The following is a 16737-nucleotide window of genomic DNA, read 5'->3' as shown; positions in this document are numbered from 1 at the left end:
TGAAGCGGAGTGGCAAAACTGATAATTCGCAAGTTCACAGCACCCCCACCATTCACCGAAGTTCACCTCACCGTATACCCACAGTCCGTCTCGGATACCCAGGGTTCGTCTCACAGTTCGGAAAATAGATTGGAAGCTACCGTTGTCCGGGTTCCGTGAATCATGGGGGCCGGTCAGGCTTTGCGCAGTGGTATCAAATAACATCGTCGAGATGCTGCGAAGCCTAGCAGTGAACCTGGAAAGACGTTCTTTACAGGAAAAACAAAAGCTCAGGGAACGGTAGGTGGAGAGAAATAGCGTTCACAGTCTCGGACTCCCTGTGCCCAACACTTGCCGAGCTGTGCACAGGCGCGGCGAAGGGCATGGGCGGAACCCACCAGCGTCTTGAAACGGCTCTCAAAGTTACGGTTGAGATAGAGCCAGTGCTGGGGATCTATCTGCAATCTATCGAGAATCGGCGGCAACTGTTCGGGGATGGCCCCGCGCTTATCTTCGCGCAGGCATCGCCCGGTCCAATCCACCAGCTCCAGATAGTCTTGTAGCCTGAAGGGTAGCCCCGCTGGCATGGGCTCTCGGGGGTTGCCAACAAACGGAAACAGCGCCTGCGGTTGTCGGCGGAATTCTGCGGCTTTGATGCGCTGCTGGACGGAAGTGTGGTCCGATGTCTCCGGCGATTCGGCCATCATCGCGCGAATCGGGTTCAGATCGACATAGGCCAGGCAGGCAGCCAGAGCCCGCTCGTCCAGCAGTGCCTGGGACTTGAAGCGGCCTTCCCAAAAACGGCCGGTGCACCGATCCTCCCGATTAGCCTCGCGGGCGATGGACTCGTTCAGCATACGCATAAACCAGCTGATATCCATGAGTCGTGCCCGCCAGACCTCCGCCAACTCCGTAAGCCTGGCTCGTTCGGCGGCATCCAGGGCCTCATTGCGGGCGAAGCGGTTGGAAAGGGGGGAGCCCTTGCACAGCTGGTGCCAACGCTTCACTACCTCGCGGAGTTCCCAGGCAGCAGCCTGCGCCGCGTCCACGTGGAGTACCACATGGTAGTGATTGCTCATCACCGCATAGGCACCGATGTCCAAGGCGAATATCTGGGACAATTCCAACAACTTGTCTTCGATCCATTGACGGCGGTGCTCGAAGCATTGCCCTGTGCGCTCGTCCCGCCCGCACAGAAAGGCGCGGCGCACGCAGCGGGAGACGCAGTGGTAGTAAGGAGTGGCTTCAAGAGATATCAGTGCTTTGCGTGGGAGTCCCATAGGTGGCTATCTATGTAGGTGGATGGATAACCAGTATTTTGCGTAGATCCGGACAGGGTGCAATAGGGCTGGCGCCATATGCTTTTTGTTTGGTGGGTGTCCAGAATCTGGGTGTTGTCCAGAATCTGGGTGTTGTCCAGAATCTGGGTGTTGTCCAGAATCTGGGTGTTGTTTGGTGGGTGTCCAGAATCTGCATTTCAATAGGGCTGGCGCCATATGCTTTTTGTTTGGTGGGTGTCCAGAATCTGAGAATTTTTTGATGGGTGTCCAGAATTGCTTTGGTTCAGAATCTGGTTTGGTGGGTGTCCAGAATCTGCAGGAAGGGGCTAATATGCCGGAAAGTCTGTGGAGGTGTGGAGGATGGGGTTGAGACGATCCGGCAACTGCCGGACCATCTCTTCAATAGCCGGTCTGGAACGGTGCTTAATACGGCTCTACTTCTACATTCGGGCCAGCTTTTACCTGAGATTTGGCTTTCATGGCAATTTTCCTTTTCTTTGAGATTCAGGGTTCAGTGGTTGCGCAGCGGCTGCACCTATAGCGGATCTATTTCTACAGCTGGGCCGGCTTTCACCTGAGACTTGGCTTTCATAGCACTGCTCCTTTTATTCTGGGTTTGCGGTTTGGATAGATATCTGAGCTGCCCGTGCTCCCTGAAAACAGGGGTTGCCGGCGCGCTCACCATAAAAGACTACCTGCTTTGCCCGGCCGAGTCACCCCTGCACGCCGCAAAAAAAATAAAACTGTGAAATGGTCCCTGTGGCCTCTGTCAATCAGGGGATACGCAATCACTGGCGGAAGCGTGCGTGCTTAATCCAACCATCGCCAGGCGCAGGGTTTCCTGGTAGCTCAGCACCACCAGTTCGGCACCCTGCGGCAGCGCGCTGGCGATATACAAGCAGCTCCTTGTTAATGGGGTAAAGCGAAAGCGTGTCGATAGTCCTGGGTCGGGGCCACTGATGGGCACGCTTCGCTTTGCCCATCCTACAAAAGATCGTTCGCCGGCTGAGAGTGGTTAAAAAGCCACCAAACCTGTAATGGCGTGTAATGGCGTGTGATCGACCTGTTATCGGTTTATCCGTAAAGTAGCGCCTCGGGTTGAGGGCCACAGCGCCGCCGGGTTGTGCAGACGGCCGGTCTATGGCACTCCTCAATACCGCACCCGATGGACCGGATGCCGTGCCGTGTATGGCGCGGCTCGGGTAGGAAGCCCTTCAGTGCCAGCTGAATTGCCAGGCCGGCTGGGTATACACAGAGTCTACGTCTCCCAGCTTGGGAATGGGCCTGGCCGCGGGGCACGGATGCTCCCTTCGCTCTTGATAGTGTTGTTGTAACCGTCTGATGGTTGGGACCATCATTTTGAGCCGGCAGTAACGCGATTGCTGCCGGCGTTTTTTGATTCGGGGCCATCTGTGGGGCCCCCGCCCTGAGGGGGGCCTCGGCTGTCCAAAACGGCGTGTCCGGCCGCTCCTGCCCCAGGTTGGCGACTTTGGTCCTGCCGTTTTGTCCTCTGACAGGGCACAATAAACACAAGCGCGCTCCCGGTGCGCGAAAATAATATTGATACTAGGGAGGAATGCCTGATGCTGAATCCAGCACAAACAAAAACCATTGATGTGAATAGTGGGGAACTGGTGACCTATGAGTTTACCGTCAAGCCAGTGGCGGATGAGGGGAAGGTCTGGGTGATTGAGGATGCCGGCGGCAACCAGATCGATGATATTGTGGCAGTGTTCAAGAGTATCGACGGATCAGGGCATGGCTACGGCTGCGCGGAGCTGAAGTTTACCCTGGAAGGAGTTGGTTGGGAGTGGGATTGGAAGGCTTGTGGGTGGGGCTACCGCCTGCCCGGTATCCAGTTCTGTGAGCGGCCGAAGCATCGGCGCTGTTTCTCCGAATTTCAGTCCTATATCGGTGATGAGAATGCACAGGTTTTGTATGTGCTTCTTGACCCGAAGCACAAGGAAGATGGGTGCAGGCGTAAATATAAGTATTGTTGGGTGGCCAGATACAATGGCCAAAAATACAAATCTGCTGACCCGGCAGTAGAAGTTGAACCGGAATAAATCAGTGACAGAGGGCTTTTGTCACTTTTTTTGAGGTTGCTGGTTGGGTGCAGAGCTTGTGGAAGACTGGCAGGGAAAACCAATCTGCACCCATTCCCTGCTCTAACAGCTGTTCTATATATATACTGGCAGAGTGAGGCTCTCCAGCTAAAGAAAATATTTGTGCCGAAAAGTACTTTATTAAAGTGTCATCTTTTATTTCTTGATTTAGATGGTGAGCTAGAGAAATAGCTTCTTGAATTCTTCCTAGGTAAGCCAGCGCTATTGACCGATACTTTTTATCCCTAATTCCAGTCTTTTCTTCTGTAATCTGGCTGATTTTTCTGAAGTGCTTCTCTGCTTGATTTTCCTTTCCTAGGATGAGGTATATTTCTGCTATGTTGTATAAAGGTAATACATTGTCCGGTGCCATTCTCAGTGCATTAGTGTACGCATCTAGAGCTAATTCATAGCGACCTTGTAGAAAATAAGATACTCCCAAATTGGAGTGGGTTCTCCAGTTGCGAAAAGGTGGTGGAATACTGTTTATGGTCGATTCTGCAGCTGTATATTTCCCCATTTCTACATGGATAGCACCCAGCGTGGCATAGGATGTCCAATGCTCAGGATGGCTTGCGATGCTGTTGGTCAAGGTTTTCTCTGCCTCTTGGTAGTTGCCGCTCCCAAATTGGTTTAAGGCGATCAGGTAGAGGTTCTCAGCGGAGGGGTTTAGTTCGGCAGCCTTGCTAGAATATTTAATTCCGTCTTGATACTCTCCCTGTATATACAAAAACCGAGCATATTTGTTAATCAATTGTGCAGGAGGGAAATTTAAAGCTTGTAGTTTACTTAGAAGCTGATCAAAAGCCTCTCGGTTGCCATCGTAACTGCGTAGCCAAAGTTCAAGCTCTAAGACCACAATCTTATCGATGTTATGTGTCCGGGCACGTTCAAGCATCGCGAGTCCAGATTGGATGTGCGAGAAATTATCTGATGCCACATATAGCTTGGCAGCCGCGCTAGCATGTGCTCGATAGAGGTTAATATTATCTGGGTAGCGTAGAATCAATTCTCCTAGTACCTTAAGATCATTTTCCTTTAGGTCCTTATTATCTAGTCGTGCTGCTATCTTTAGATAACGTTGATAATCGTCATCACTCATCAGGCCTTGTTCTGCCTCATGCTTGAGATAGGCCTGCTCAAACAAATGCGCCCCAGCCTCACTAATCTGATACTCAGACTCCTGCCGCTTCTGCGGCAAAAAGGCAAAGCTGGTCTGGTTCCTGATCAGACTGTCGGCAGCGTCCAATAGCTGTATTTCAATTTCACACCGGGTCCGCGCGCATTCCAAGCTCGGGACCAGCACATCAGTCACCCCCTTCTCCCGCAAGGATTTAATCTGCGCTTCCAAACTTTCCTCAGGCCTCGGCGTAAACGCCACCAGTGCACTACTTTTCAAATGCCCCACAGAACTGGACAGCGCCTGCCGCACCAGCGTATCAGTAAGCTCCGGCGCCTCCCCCTCAATCTGCGCGGGCAGCACGGCAATATACTGCGGCTCTAGCCGATTCAGATAGCTCCAGCCCCAAACACCACCCGCGATTACAACAACCGCCACGGCAAACGCGGCAACCTTACGCCAGTGATTATTGCGCGGCTTGCTGAGCAGCTGGGTGATAGTGGCCGAGAACTCCTCGGTATCCGCATCCGGTTCTCCCACGCGATACATAAATTCCAAGGCATCGTAAACCAGCTGGGCACTCTCCGGGCGCTGGGTGGGGTCCTTGTGTAACAGTTTGTCCAGCAGCACCGCCAGCGGTTCGGGGATTTTCGACCAGGCCTGTTGCGGCGCGGTATGGGGTTCGTTGATCACCCGGCCGGCCAGGGCCAGGAAGTTCCCCTCGCCGGTGTCGAAGGGTTTGGTGCCGCACAGGAGTTCGTAGGCGATGGTGCCCAGGCTGAACAGGTCGCTGCGCAGGTCCAGGGGTTTCCCCTGGATCTGTTCCGGGGACATGGCGCCCAGAGTGCCGGCCACGTGATCTTCCTTGGTGAGGTTGAGGTCCTGCTGGTCCTGGGATTTGGCGATGCCGAAGTCGGTGATCTTGGCTACGCCGTTATTGGTGATCAGGATATTGTCGGGCTTGAGGTCGCGGTGGATGATACCCAGGGCGTGGGCCTCGCCCAGGCCATCGCAGATCTGCATCAGCAGGCCGATCTTTTCCCGCAGCGGGGCGATATGTTCGCGCATCCACTCGCGCAGGGTGGTGCCCTCCACGTATTCCATCACCAGGGCGATGCCGTCGTCCTCCTCCAGCACGTCGTAAAGCTGGACGATATTGCTGTGGTTGAGTTTGGCCAGCAATTGGGCCTCGGACTGGATGCGGCCGCGGGCGGACGCGCTGGTGGCGTCGCGGCGCAGCTTTTTGATGGCCACCGGGCGGTCCAGTTTGGTGTCCTGCGCCAGGTAGACCACGCCCATGCCGCCGGCACCGAGGGTGCGGCCCAGCCGGTAGCGGCCTAACTGTATCTGTTCCGGTTCGGCGGTTTCCATGGGTGTTTATTCTTGTTTCGGGGCTTTGGTGGGCTGCCTGTCCCGCGTTGTTTTACTTCGGAGGAGCCTGCTTGCGGCGCGTATTGTCGCACTTCGCCCGGATTTTTGCATTTGCCGAGCGCATCTCTGTGGTCGGCCCTTCGGGCAGCTTCGCTGCGCTGCGCTAAATCGCTCCGGGCGATTTGTTCGCCTGCAAGCAGGCTCCTACAGTCATATTTTCTGTTGTCTTGCTATCTGGGTGTTTTGTATTCCCTCTGGGCACAGGGCAGGGTATTCCTTGTACAGATCGGCAAAGCCGCTATGGGTACAGACCTTCGCGAAGCGGCTGGTGTGGTACCAGATGGGCGATTGTCCCAATTCCAGGGTTTTACGGATATGGGCCTTGGTGGAGACCAGGTCCTCCGTGGTGATGTAAATCTGCGCGCGTATGTGGTTGACGTAGATATCGTCGGGGGCGTCGCGGCGGATCTTGAACAGGGTTTCCACCGCGCGTTCCGGTTGTCCCAACTGGGCGTAGGCCAGTGCCAATATCAGCTGGTTGTCCCAGCCCTCGCGGTCCCTGTTCAGTTCCACGACGCGCTCGCTCAGCTGTCGGGCTTTTTCGGGTTGTTGTAGTTCCCGGGCAATTTCCGCGCGGTAGAGCAGCGGCTCTACATCGCTGGGGAGGGCGATGTAGAGTTCGTCGAAGCAGTGGTCGGCCTCGACGTAGTTTTTTTCCAGGTAGTGAGCGGTGCACAGGTTGTAGAGGTCCAGGGCGCTCAGGCGGTCGGGGCTGACGGTGCCGAGCAGGCGGATGGTCTCCCCCGTGCGGCCCATGTCCAGTTCGTTGGCGGCGAGCAGGGAGGTCGCGTCGGTATAGTCGCCGTCAATTTCCAGAATTTGCTGCAGGTAGGGTATGGCCGCCGCCATATCGCCGGCGTAGCTGAGCGTCAGCGCTTTTTGCATCAGATGGGTGATACTGGTGCGCATGGCGAGGGCTTTGTCCACGGCATTCAGCGCATGGTCGTAGTCGCCGCGAAGGTGGTGGTAGACGGCTTCCATATAGTAGTAGCGGGCCGGGTCCGGCATGATCATTTTCAGCTGTGCCAGGACCTGCCCGGCTTCCTGCCAGTCGTAGCGCGCATTGGCCAGGAACAACCGTGCCCCAAGTACTTCCGTTGTGCCGGCGATCTGCCCCGGCGCCTTGGCGAGGAACTTGTCCAACCGCTCGATGGAGTCCGTGTTGCGATTGGTATAGCGGTGGTCGTAGGCCAGCTTGCCGTAGAGTTCATAGATGGGGGGGAAGAGCGGGGCCTTTTCCCGCAGCTCTTCCAGGGCATCCAGGGTTTCCTCGGTGACTTCGGCGGTGCGGTAATCGAAACTGTTCGTTTCCAGTTCCAGGTAGCGGCGGTAGTCCTCTTCCCCGATGCTGAGGTTCGGATCCCTGTCGCGAGGGGGGAATTTAGGCAGCAGGTAGTTGACCTGTTGCAACGTCTGCTCGAAGCCTCCCTTGATGCCATTCAGGTTCAGCGAAAGGCTGCGGTGGGCCACGACAAACAGCCCTTCGCTGTCGATCAGCTCCAGGGAGAGATCGCAGAGGGTGGGACCGCAGGAGAAGTCCGGGTTGAGCAGCAATTGTGCGTTGAGCGCCTGGGCCTGGCGCTCCAAGGGCTGGCCGCGCAATGCCTGGGATTCCGAATAGGGCACCAGGTAGAGGCCGTCCCGGTTGGAGAGCCCGTGTTTGATGGCGTTGAGCGCGCTCTGCACCAATAAGCGCGCTTCCCGGCTCTGTTCGGGCATGGTTGCCGGGGATACCAGGGCTATATATTTCCCTTCACTGGTTGAAGAGATCTTCGGCAGCAGAAGGGCGAGTGCGGCGGCGGTAAGCAGCAGGCCGGCGACGGCCGCCGCGATACCGATCCAGGCCCTGCCGGTGGCCGGCTTGCGTTGCCGGCGGCGGTGGAAATCCTCGGCGGTGATGGTCACCGTACGGCTGCCACTGAAACCGGACCTGCGGTTTTCCAGGCTCGCCGCAATGGCCTCCAGTTCCGCAGCCACCGAGGCGGCATTCAGGGGGCGCTGGGCCTGGTCCTTGGCCAGCAGCCGATCCAGCAGTTGACTCAGGGCCCCGGGCAGTTCGGGGTTGAGTTTCGATGCCGGCGGGTGCTGGCTGTTGACGATGCGGTCGACGAGCACATAGGGGCTTTCGCAGTCGCCGAAGGGGTTCTGTTCGCACAGCAGCTGGTAGGCGAGCACGCCCAGGGAGAAGAGGTCGCTGCGGTTGTCCAGCGGTTTGCCCTGGGCCTGTTCCGGCGACATGGCGCCCCAGCTGCCGGCGATGTGCTGTTCGCGGGTGAGGTCGCTGGTTTCGCGCCAGTTCTTGGCGATGCCGAAGTCGCCGATCTTGGCGGTATTGTCGCTGTCGATCAGGATGTTGTCGGCTTTCAGGTCGCGGTGAATGATGCCGATACTGTGGGCCCGGGAGAGGCCGCTACAGATCTGCTTGAGCAGCCGGACTTTCTGGATCAGACCCGGTTTGCGCTCGCGCTGCCAGTAGGTGAGCGAGCAGCCATCCACATACTCCATTACCAGCGCCACGTCGTTCCGCTCTTCCACCACATCGTAGATCTGCACGATGTTGCTGTGGTTGAGCTGTGCCAGCAGCAGGGCTTCCTGGCGAATCCTGAGGTGCGCGGAGCTGCTGCTGGGATTCTTCACCAGTCGCTTGATGGCCACCTGGCGGCCCAGGCGCTCGTCCGTGGCCAGGTAGACCACGCCCATGCCGCCGGAGCCGAGACGGCCGGTGACCAGGTAGCGTCCGATGTAGAAAGGTGGTTGTTCTGTTGGCATGGCGGTTGTCAGTGACCAATGATCAGTTATCGATAGAGTTGCTCTTACTGTTCATGCTGATCACTGTTCATTGACTGTCTCCGCCCCGCTCGTGTGAGCTTCCAGTTGGGACCCCTTATAGATCTCAAACTGGTCGCAGCCCAGGCGGATTTCCCAGGCCCGCCGCTCTACCAGGGACGAGGTGTCGATGGCGTCCGGCAGGGATTCGGCGATCTGCTTACGCGCGCGGAAGAGCTGCATATTCATGCTGTTTGGGGTGAGGCCCAGTTCCTGGGTGGCCACCTGGATGGGAATCCAACCCTGGAATTCCGGGTCCAGCCCCCTGTTTATGTCCCTGATGCGCGCGCGGGCCAGATAGAGGAGCAGGTAGTGGTGGGAGCGGCCGGGCAGCGGGACTTTCACTTTCTCCCGGATCAGCTGCATCTGCACGTGTTCTTCGTGGTAGCTGGAGATGAAGCGCAGTTTGAAGTCGGCGATCGACAACTGCTCCAGGGACAGTTCCTTGGTGGTGCCCTGATTGTCGGCGAGAAACAGTTGCCAGCCGTGGCGGCCGCAGTCGATGCGGTCGCCGTGTTTGACGACGCGGGCGTTTTCGCTGCCGTTGGAATTGCCGGTGAGTTCGTACAGCCACTGGCCGGTGACGGGGTTCAGATGCAGGGTGGCCAGCGGGTCCCGTTCGTCGGGCAACAGGTGATACCGCTCCAGGTATTGCGCTTCGCCGGTGCGCAGGTCGATCAGCAGATTTTCGGGCGCGTCCAGGTTTTCCACTGTCCACAGCGGATTGTCGGCGCGGCCGAAGGCGATTTTGTCCCCTAACTGGAGCTGGTAATTTTTTGCCGGAATCAGCTGCTGGTCATTGACCCAGGTGCCGTTGCGGCTCAGGTCGCGAATATTCCAGTGGGTGCCGGTCCACTGGATGGCGGCGTGGATACCGGAAATTTCCGCGCTGGTTATCCGCGTGTCCACGGCGCCCTGGCGCCGGCCGATGGTGTGGTGTGCCATCAGGTAGACGGGCTGCTCCCTGTCAGGGTGTTGCAGGCATGCCATGTTGTCGGTCCCTTCGCCCCAGTTTTTTATCGAAACAGACAGGTGGTGCAATGGCGGGAGGCGGGCGGTTGCCGCAGGCTAACCGTCGGGAGCCGATAGTGGCTATCGGTTGTTTTTCGCCAGGCGTCTTCCGCGCGCGCTAAACCACTGCCCAGGCCCCATGCAGTGAAGCGTAGTTAGCAGCGCTTTGTGGTGTTGTTATTGCGCCCTGTCTTGAATAGTGAGCGCTAACTCTATGGTTGGCGGTCACTTTTAGTGTTGTTCGTCCATTTATACCGAAGTTCCGGTCGATTGCAACGATTGAGTGCTGAGCGGGGGAATTTTGCCGGAAACTTGCGCTGGCGCGCAAATCATTGTGTGCGATTTCGGATATTCCCCTTGCCGGGACCGGCAACCGTTCGGAAAGTCAATTCCCTGGATTGGGGGTCAATTTCCTTCGTCGGCCTCTTCTTTTTCCGACGGCAACTGGCGGCTGTCCTTGCGGTCCAGGTCGCCGACATCCAGCACCGGTGAGGCGTCGATATGCTCCGCGTCCATCATCAGCGCCACTCGCTGCAGGGATGAGATGATCATCGACTGCTCCCAGTCGCGCAGGTCGCGAAACTGGCGCACGAAGTGCTCCTGCAAGGGGGTGGGGGCGTCGCGAATGATATCCGCGCCCTTATCGGTGAGGTAGGCGTGGACCTTGCGCTTGTCCTCCGAAGAGCGCTCCCGGTACACCAGTTCGCGCTTCTCCAGGCGGTCTAGAATGGTAGTGACCGTCGCCTGGCTGAGACTGATTTCCTTGGCCAGGGCGCCGATGGTGACCTGGCCCTTCTCGCGGATCGCCTGCAGCAGCAGCAATTGCGGGGCGGTGAGGCCGGCGGTTTTCACCAGTTGCTTGGAGTGGAGGTCGGTGGCGCGAATCAGCCGACGCAGGGTAATCAGTACTTCTTCAATTTTGTCCATTAATAGCAGGCTCTGCAGGTCGCGGCGGGAGAATCGCCTGTGGCCGACTTTAGGGGCCTGGTCGCGATTGTCAATTGTCTCGTCCCGCGACCGCCCTTGGGCGCTGCTTTCAGCAGCGTTGCCCGAGGGGGTCAATCTGCGTGACTTGTGATCAGTTTGCATGGAACTCCGTCTTGCGATTTGGTCGTTAGTTAGAGTACTATGCAAAAAATTATTTAGAGTAGTAAATAGTTTTATGTATTAAAGGCCAAATATGACCTAAAAAGTGGGATTTGGACGGAAAAATCTACTTTTTGGCCTTTAAATAAACATTTGACAACTAAAGGTATCGATTTGAGCGCCAACAGCAAAGCGAGAGCTATCGGCCAAACGAGAGCCGTCAGCCAAACAACAGCCACCAGCCAGGCGAGGGAAGAACGGGCTGAAGGAGAAGCCACGGAAGGAGAGGTCCAGGCGCGGCGCAGCGCCAAAGGAGCAGAGCCCCTGCTGCGCCGGCCCCTCAGTGAAGACGGCGCCGCGGTCCACGCACTTATCGGCCGCTGCCCACCCCTGGATGAAAATTCCATCTACTGCAACCTGCTACAGGCCAGCCATTTCGCCGACACCAGCGTCGCCGCTGAGCTGGATGGCAACCTGGTCGGTTTCGTCTCCGGCTACCGGGTGCCCGAGCGCCCGGACACCCTGTTTATCTGGCAGGTGGCGGTCGCCGCCGAGGCCCGCGGACTCGGTCTCGCCGGCCGTATGGTCCGGGAGATCCTGGGCCGCCCCTGCTGCGCCGAAGTGCGCTTCCTGGAAACCACCATCACCCCCGATAACCGCGCTTCCTGGGCGCTGTTCCGCGGCCTCGCGCGCAAACTCGGCGCCGAGTGCGACGAGTCCGTGCTGTTCGATCGCGATCGCCATTTCCGCGGCCGTCACGACAGCGAAACCCTGCTGCGCATAGGCCCATTCACCGGCGCGGCCAAGGGCGCCGGGTGATCCCCTGCCCCTATACCTATTCAATCCTCCAAACTCACCAACAAGGATTGCCATCATGAAAGTTTTTGACGAGATCGAATCGGAAGTACAGAGTTACGCGCGTGCCTTTCCGCGCATTTTCAACCGCGCCCAGGGCGAGTACCTGTACGACGAGGAGGGTAACCAGTACCTGGATTTCCTCGCCGGTGCCGGCACACTCAACTACGGCCACAACAACCCGGTCTTCAAGAAGGCGCTGCTGGAATATATCGAGCGCGACGGCATCACCCACGGCCTGGATCTGCACACCGCGGCCAAGCGCGATTTCCTGGAGACCTTCTACGAGAAGATCCTGCAGCCCCGCGGCCTGAGCTACGTCATGCAGTTCACCGGCCCCACCGGCACCAACGCGGTGGAGGCGGCGATGAAAATCGCGCGCAAGTACAAGGGGCGCGAGAACATCATCTCCTTTACCAACGGCTTCCACGGCGTTACCGCCGGGTCCCTGGCCGCCACCGGCAACTCCCACCACCGCGGTGCCGCCGGCGTGAGCATGGCCGGTGTGACCCGCATGCCTTACGACGGCTACCTGGGTGAAGATATCGACACCACTGCTTACCTGGACAAGGTGTTGTCCGACTCCTCCAGCGGCGTCGACCACCCGGCGGCGGTGATTGTCGAAACCGTGCAGGGTGAGGGCGGTATCAACGCGGCCACCACCACCTGGCTGCGCAATCTTTCCGAAGTGTGCAAGAAACACGACGTGCTGCTGATCATCGACGATATCCAGGCGGGCTGCGGCCGTACCGGCAGCTACTTCAGCTTCGAGGAGTCCGGGGTGGTGCCGGATATTGTCACCCTGTCCAAATCCCTCAGCGGCTACGGCCTGCCCTTCGCTGTCGTGCTGATGCGACCGGAGCTGGACCAGTGGAAACCGGGCGAGCACAACGGCACCTTCCGCGGCAACAACCTGGCCTTTGTCACCGCCACGGCGGCGATCGACCACTACTGGAGCGACGACAAGTTCGCTGCCGAAGTGCTCCGTAAGGGCGACTATATCGAGAAGCGCCTGGAAAAAATCGTGGACAACTACGGCGACGGCAACCTCACCACCCGCGGCCGCGGTATGTTCCGCGGGCTAAACTGCGTAAATGGCGACCTGGCCGGACAAATCACCCGCGAGGCCTTCCGGCACGGACTGGTGATCGAGACCAGCGGCGCCGACGACCACGTGGTGAAAACCCTGTGCCCGCTGACGATCAGTGACGACAACCTGAAAAAGGCGCTGGATATTGTCGAGGCTGCGGTGGCCAAGGTTCTGAAGGGCCAGGACGTACCGGAGGAACACGATTTCTTTGCCGAGGACGGCGGCGAAAACAGTGAGAAAAAAGACGAACTGGCCGGCGCGGCCTGATTCGGCAGAGCACCGGATGGTCACTAAAATTTGGTCATCTCCGAAAGGGGAATAGTAAGTGGGTGCGCCGTGCGTGCGCGGCGCACCCTACGCAGTTTTCCATTGCTATTGAAGTTTGAGAGAGCAGAGTAATGATTGTCAGGAATTTACAGGACGCAGAAAAAACAGCCCGCCGTGTGGTTTCCGAAGGTTGGGAGAGCACGCGGCTGCTGCTGAAGAACGACAATATGGGATTCTCTTTCCATATCACCACCATCTATGAAGGTGCCGAGCTGAATCTGCATTACCAGAACCACCTGGAATCGGTGTACTGCATTTCCGGCGAGGGCGAGGTGGAGACGGTAGTGGATGGAGAGGTCTACCCCATCCAGCCGGGGACTATCTATATCCTGGATAAAAACGACAAGCATATCCTGCGCGCCAAAACGGAAATGAAGATGGCCTGTGTCTTCAACCCGCCGTTGCACGGCAAGGAAGTGCACAATGCCAGCGGCGCCTACGAACTGGAAGCTGAAGAAATCTCCGACAAAAAATGACAGATGTTGCATAGCCCGGGCCGCCCGCTGGCGGCCCGCCTCGACACGAGAGTTCGAAACGACATCCTTGACAGGGAAACCATGAAACTACACACGGTGGAAAAAATCGGCGGCACGTCCATGAGTGACTATGCCGCAGTTCGCGACAACATCATTCTGAAGAACGGCGGGGCGGATCGCGAGGGGGTTTACCAGCGTATCTTCGTGGTCTCCGCCTACGGCGGCATCACCGACATGCTGCTGGAACACAAGAAATCCGGGCGCCCGGGAGTCTTTGCCCTGTTCGCCGGTGCCGAGGAGGAGCGCAGCTGGTCGGAAGCCGTGCACGGCCTCCGCGAGCGCATGGAGGAAATCAACGCCGCGCTGTTTGAAGATCCGGCACTGCGCGGCAAGGCCAATGAGTTTATCGGCGAGCGCCTGGAAGACACGCAGCGCTGCCTCGCGGATCTGGAGCGGCTCTGCCAGCACGGCCACTTTGCCCTCGAGGGCCATCTCGATACCGTCAGCGAGATGCTCGCCAGCCTGGGTGAGACGCACAGCGCCTGGAACACGGCACAGCTGTTGCGCCAGGAGGGCATCGAGGCGCGCTTCGTCGACCTCACCGGCTGGCGGGACAGCGACCACTTGACCCTGGACGAGCGCATCGAGCGCGCCTTCCGCGATATCGATCTCGCCAGGGAACTGCCCATTGTCACCGGCTATGCACATACCCGCGAGGGACTGATGAAAACCTTCGCCCGCGGCTATAGCGAGATGACCTTCAGCCGCATCGCGGTGATCACCGGTGCGCGCGAGGCGATCATTCACAAGGAATACCACCTGAGTAGCGCCGATCCGCGACTGGTGGGGGAAAACCAGGCGGTGCCCATCGGCCGCACCAACTACGACGTGGCGGACCAACTGGCCAACCTGGGCATGGAAGCCATCCACCCCCGCGCCGCCAAGGGGCTGCGTCAGCAGGAAATCCCGCTGCGGGTAATGAACACCTTTGAGCCGGAACACCGCGGCACCCTGGTGACCGGCGACTATGTCAGCGAAACCCCCTGCGTGGAGATTATTGCCGGGCGCAAGAATATCTATGCGGTGGAATGTTTCGACCAGGACATGATGGGCAGTATGACGGCCTATGATCGCACCATCAACGAAATCATCGGGCGCTTTAAAGGCAGCGTGGTTACCAAGGACACCAACGCCAATACCATTACGCATTTTCTGGCCAACAACCTGAAAACTGTAAAGCGTATTCGCAGTGCTATCTGTGAGCAATATCCGGACTGCGATATCCAGGTGCGCAAGGTGGCAGTGGTCTCCGCAATCGGCAGCGATATGAAGGTGCCCGGTATGCTCGCGCGCGCGGTGGCCGCGTTGGCACAATCCGGTATCAGTATTCTTGCGGTGCACCAGTCCATGCGGCAGGTGGATATGCAGTTTGTGGTGAATGAAAGCGATTATGAAGTCGCAGTGAAAAGCCTGCACCACGCGCTGGTGGAGGTTTATGAACACGGCGATGCAATATGCGCGGCCTAAGTCCTCGCCCTAGGTGGTATCCTGGCGCGGAAACATTTTAAAAATAATTAAAACCTTTGCCCGGCACCCCGTGTTTCGGGGTGCCGGTGAGGTTTGATGTCCGAGGGGTGCTATTCCATGCTGCTTGCCAGTTTTCTCGGTTTCCTGTTGATCTTCCTCCTGATCGGCTTTTCGTCGGTGCTGGTCCGCTCCAAGAAGCAGTCCGACTACCTGCTCGCCGGCAGTTCCGTGCCGCCTTCGCTCACCGGTCTTTCCGCGGTGGCCACCAACAATTCCGGCTTTATGTTCATCGGGGTGATCGGCTACACCTACGCCACCGGTTTGCCGGCGTTCACCATGATGGTGGGTTGGATCCTGGGGGACTGGATGGCCGCTACCATGGTGACGCGCAAGGTGCGGCAGATGACCGAGCAACGCGGTACCCTCACCATCCCGGAGCTGTTGTCCCGCTGGGGCGGGGAAAATTTCCAGCTTCTCAAGGTGGTGGCCGCACTGATCGCCGTGGCGTTGCTGGGCGTTTACGCTGCCGCCCAGTTCAAGGCCGGCGGCAAGGCCCTGCAGGCCCTGTTCGGCTGGGATCTGCGCACCGGCGCGATTATCGGCGCGGTGATGGTGCTCTGTTACGGTTTTTCCGGCGGCTTGCGGGCCTCGGTGTGGACCGATGCCGCACAGTCGGTGGTGATGATCGTCGCCATGACGGTGATGCTGGTTGCGGCGGTGTCCACCGTCGGTGGTTGGCAGCCGGCCTGGACCGGTCTGCACGAGGTTTCGCCCAGTTTCTTTCAGTTTTTCCCCGCCGAGTCCGCCGCCAGCGGTTTGAACGGTGCCCTGCTGTTCCTGATTGGCTGGACCTTCGCCGGGGCGGCGGTGATCGGCCAGCCCCATGTGATGGTGCGCTTTATGGCCTGCAATGATGTGAAAAGCATTCGCCGGGCGCGCATCTATTACTATCTTTGGTTCGTGGCCTTCTACACCCTGGCGGTGAGCGTGGGCATGATGGCGCGTCTGCTGATGGACCAGGGGGCGGTGAACCCGTCCCTGGTGATGAACGGCGGTGAGCTGGACGCGGAACTGGCCCTGCCGGTGATGGCGGAGGTGCTGCTGCATCCGGCGGCCACCGGACTGGTGCTGGCGGGGCTTTTTGCGGCCACTATTTCCACTGTGGATTCGTTGATACTAAGCTGCAGCGCCTGCCTGTCCCGGGACCTGATGCCCTCGCGCTGGCACGGCTACGGTACCGCCCGCGTCGCCACGCTGGTGGTGGTTGGCGGGTCTCTGCTGATCGCCCTGTTCGCCAAGGAGAATGTGTTCAACCTGGTGCTGTTCGCCTGGGGTGTGCTGGGCTCTGCCTTCGGTGGTCTATTGGTGGTCTATGCGCTGGGCGGGCGGCCCCGCGAGTCGCTGACCATCGCGATGGTACTGGTGGCTAGCGCGGTGGCCATTGGCTGGCGCATGTCGGGGCTCAATGCGACCATCTTCGAAGTTTTGCCGGCGGTGGTGAGCACCTGGTTGGTATACGGCGTGGGTCGGCTCTGCGGCCTGTCCGGTCCGGCGAAATTATCGAGCGTCGGGGCGTAGGGTGGAATGATGAATGCGGAATGCGGAATGCGGAATGCGGAATGCG

The 16737-nt window shown here is 58.5% G+C and carries 12 protein-coding genes; 6 read left to right on the top strand and 6 right to left on the bottom strand.

The window, feature by feature from the left end; all coding sequences use genetic code 11:
• Positions 1 to 269: 269 nt before the first annotated feature.
• Together FHS09_RS02875 and FHS09_RS23045 are read right to left on the bottom strand one after the other, a co-directional pair.
• The gene (locus FHS09_RS02875) at positions 270 to 1259 is read right to left on the bottom strand and encodes a transposase (protein WP_183456504.1); all 990 of its coding nucleotides are present in this window, start codon (positions 1257 to 1259) and stop codon (positions 270 to 272) included.
• Positions 1260 to 2028: 769 nt separating this feature from the next.
• Complete coding sequence (locus FHS09_RS23045; protein ID WP_281383056.1) at positions 2029 to 2157, bottom strand: hypothetical protein; 129 nt, start codon at positions 2155 to 2157, stop codon at positions 2029 to 2031.
• A 685-nt stretch (positions 2158 to 2842) separates the two neighbouring features.
• Between FHS09_RS23045 and FHS09_RS02870 the strand changes: the two genes are divergently transcribed.
• The gene (locus FHS09_RS02870) at positions 2843 to 3325 is read left to right on the top strand and encodes a hypothetical protein (protein ID WP_183456503.1); all 483 of its coding nucleotides are present in this window, start codon (positions 2843 to 2845) and stop codon (positions 3323 to 3325) included.
• A gap of 1 nt (position 3326) precedes the next feature.
• On the opposite strand, the gene FHS09_RS02865 is transcribed toward FHS09_RS02870, so the two are convergent.
• The 4 genes from FHS09_RS02865 to FHS09_RS02850 form a co-directional block, all read right to left on the bottom strand.
• Positions 3327 to 5855, bottom strand: coding sequence for a serine/threonine-protein kinase (locus tag FHS09_RS02865; protein WP_183456501.1), 2529 nt, complete (start codon positions 5853 to 5855; stop codon positions 3327 to 3329).
• 210 nt (positions 5856 to 6065) lie between these two features.
• On the bottom strand, positions 6066 to 8684 hold the full coding sequence (locus FHS09_RS02860; RefSeq protein ID WP_183456499.1) for a serine/threonine-protein kinase: 2619 nt from the start codon (positions 8682 to 8684) through the stop codon (positions 6066 to 6068).
• A gap of 60 nt (positions 8685 to 8744) precedes the next feature.
• On the bottom strand, positions 8745 to 9731 hold the full coding sequence (locus FHS09_RS02855) for an FHA domain-containing protein (protein WP_246394336.1): 987 nt from the start codon (positions 9729 to 9731) through the stop codon (positions 8745 to 8747).
• 426 nt (positions 9732 to 10157) lie between these two features.
• The gene (locus tag FHS09_RS02850) at positions 10158 to 10679 is read right to left on the bottom strand and encodes a MarR family winged helix-turn-helix transcriptional regulator (protein ID WP_183456759.1); all 522 of its coding nucleotides are present in this window, start codon (positions 10677 to 10679) and stop codon (positions 10158 to 10160) included.
• Positions 10680 to 11012: 333 nt separating this feature from the next.
• On the opposite strand from FHS09_RS02850, the gene ectA reads away from it, so the two are divergent.
• The 5 genes from ectA (at position 11013) to FHS09_RS02825 (ending at position 16691) form a co-directional block, all read left to right on the top strand.
• Positions 11013 to 11657 (top strand): diaminobutyrate acetyltransferase, encoded by a 645-nt coding sequence (ectA, locus tag FHS09_RS02845; protein WP_246394334.1) that lies wholly within the window; start codon positions 11013 to 11015, stop codon positions 11655 to 11657.
• Positions 11658 to 11712: 55 nt separating this feature from the next.
• Positions 11713 to 13050 carry a diaminobutyrate--2-oxoglutarate transaminase gene (ectB, locus tag FHS09_RS02840; RefSeq protein WP_183456497.1) on the top strand — a complete coding sequence of 446 codons (1338 nt, stop codon included), beginning with the start codon at positions 11713 to 11715 and terminating at the stop codon, positions 13048 to 13050.
• A gap of 131 nt (positions 13051 to 13181) precedes the next feature.
• Positions 13182 to 13586 (top strand): ectoine synthase, encoded by a 405-nt coding sequence (locus FHS09_RS02835; RefSeq protein ID WP_183456495.1) that lies wholly within the window; start codon positions 13182 to 13184, stop codon positions 13584 to 13586.
• 81 nt (positions 13587 to 13667) lie between these two features.
• On the top strand, positions 13668 to 15113 hold the full coding sequence (locus tag FHS09_RS02830; protein WP_183456493.1) for an aspartate kinase: 1446 nt from the start codon (positions 13668 to 13670) through the stop codon (positions 15111 to 15113).
• Positions 15114 to 15230: 117 nt separating this feature from the next.
• A complete protein-coding gene (locus FHS09_RS02825) occupies positions 15231 to 16691 on the top strand; it encodes a sodium/proline symporter (RefSeq protein WP_183456491.1) in 1461 nt (486 codons plus the stop codon).
• The last annotated feature ends 46 nt before the right edge of the window (positions 16692 to 16737 follow it).

The organism is Microbulbifer rhizosphaerae (assembly GCF_014191725.1).
In the GTDB taxonomy this organism is placed as follows: Bacteria; Pseudomonadota; Gammaproteobacteria; order Pseudomonadales; family Cellvibrionaceae; genus Microbulbifer; species Microbulbifer rhizosphaerae.
This window is presented reverse-complemented; position numbering and strand designations above follow the sequence as displayed.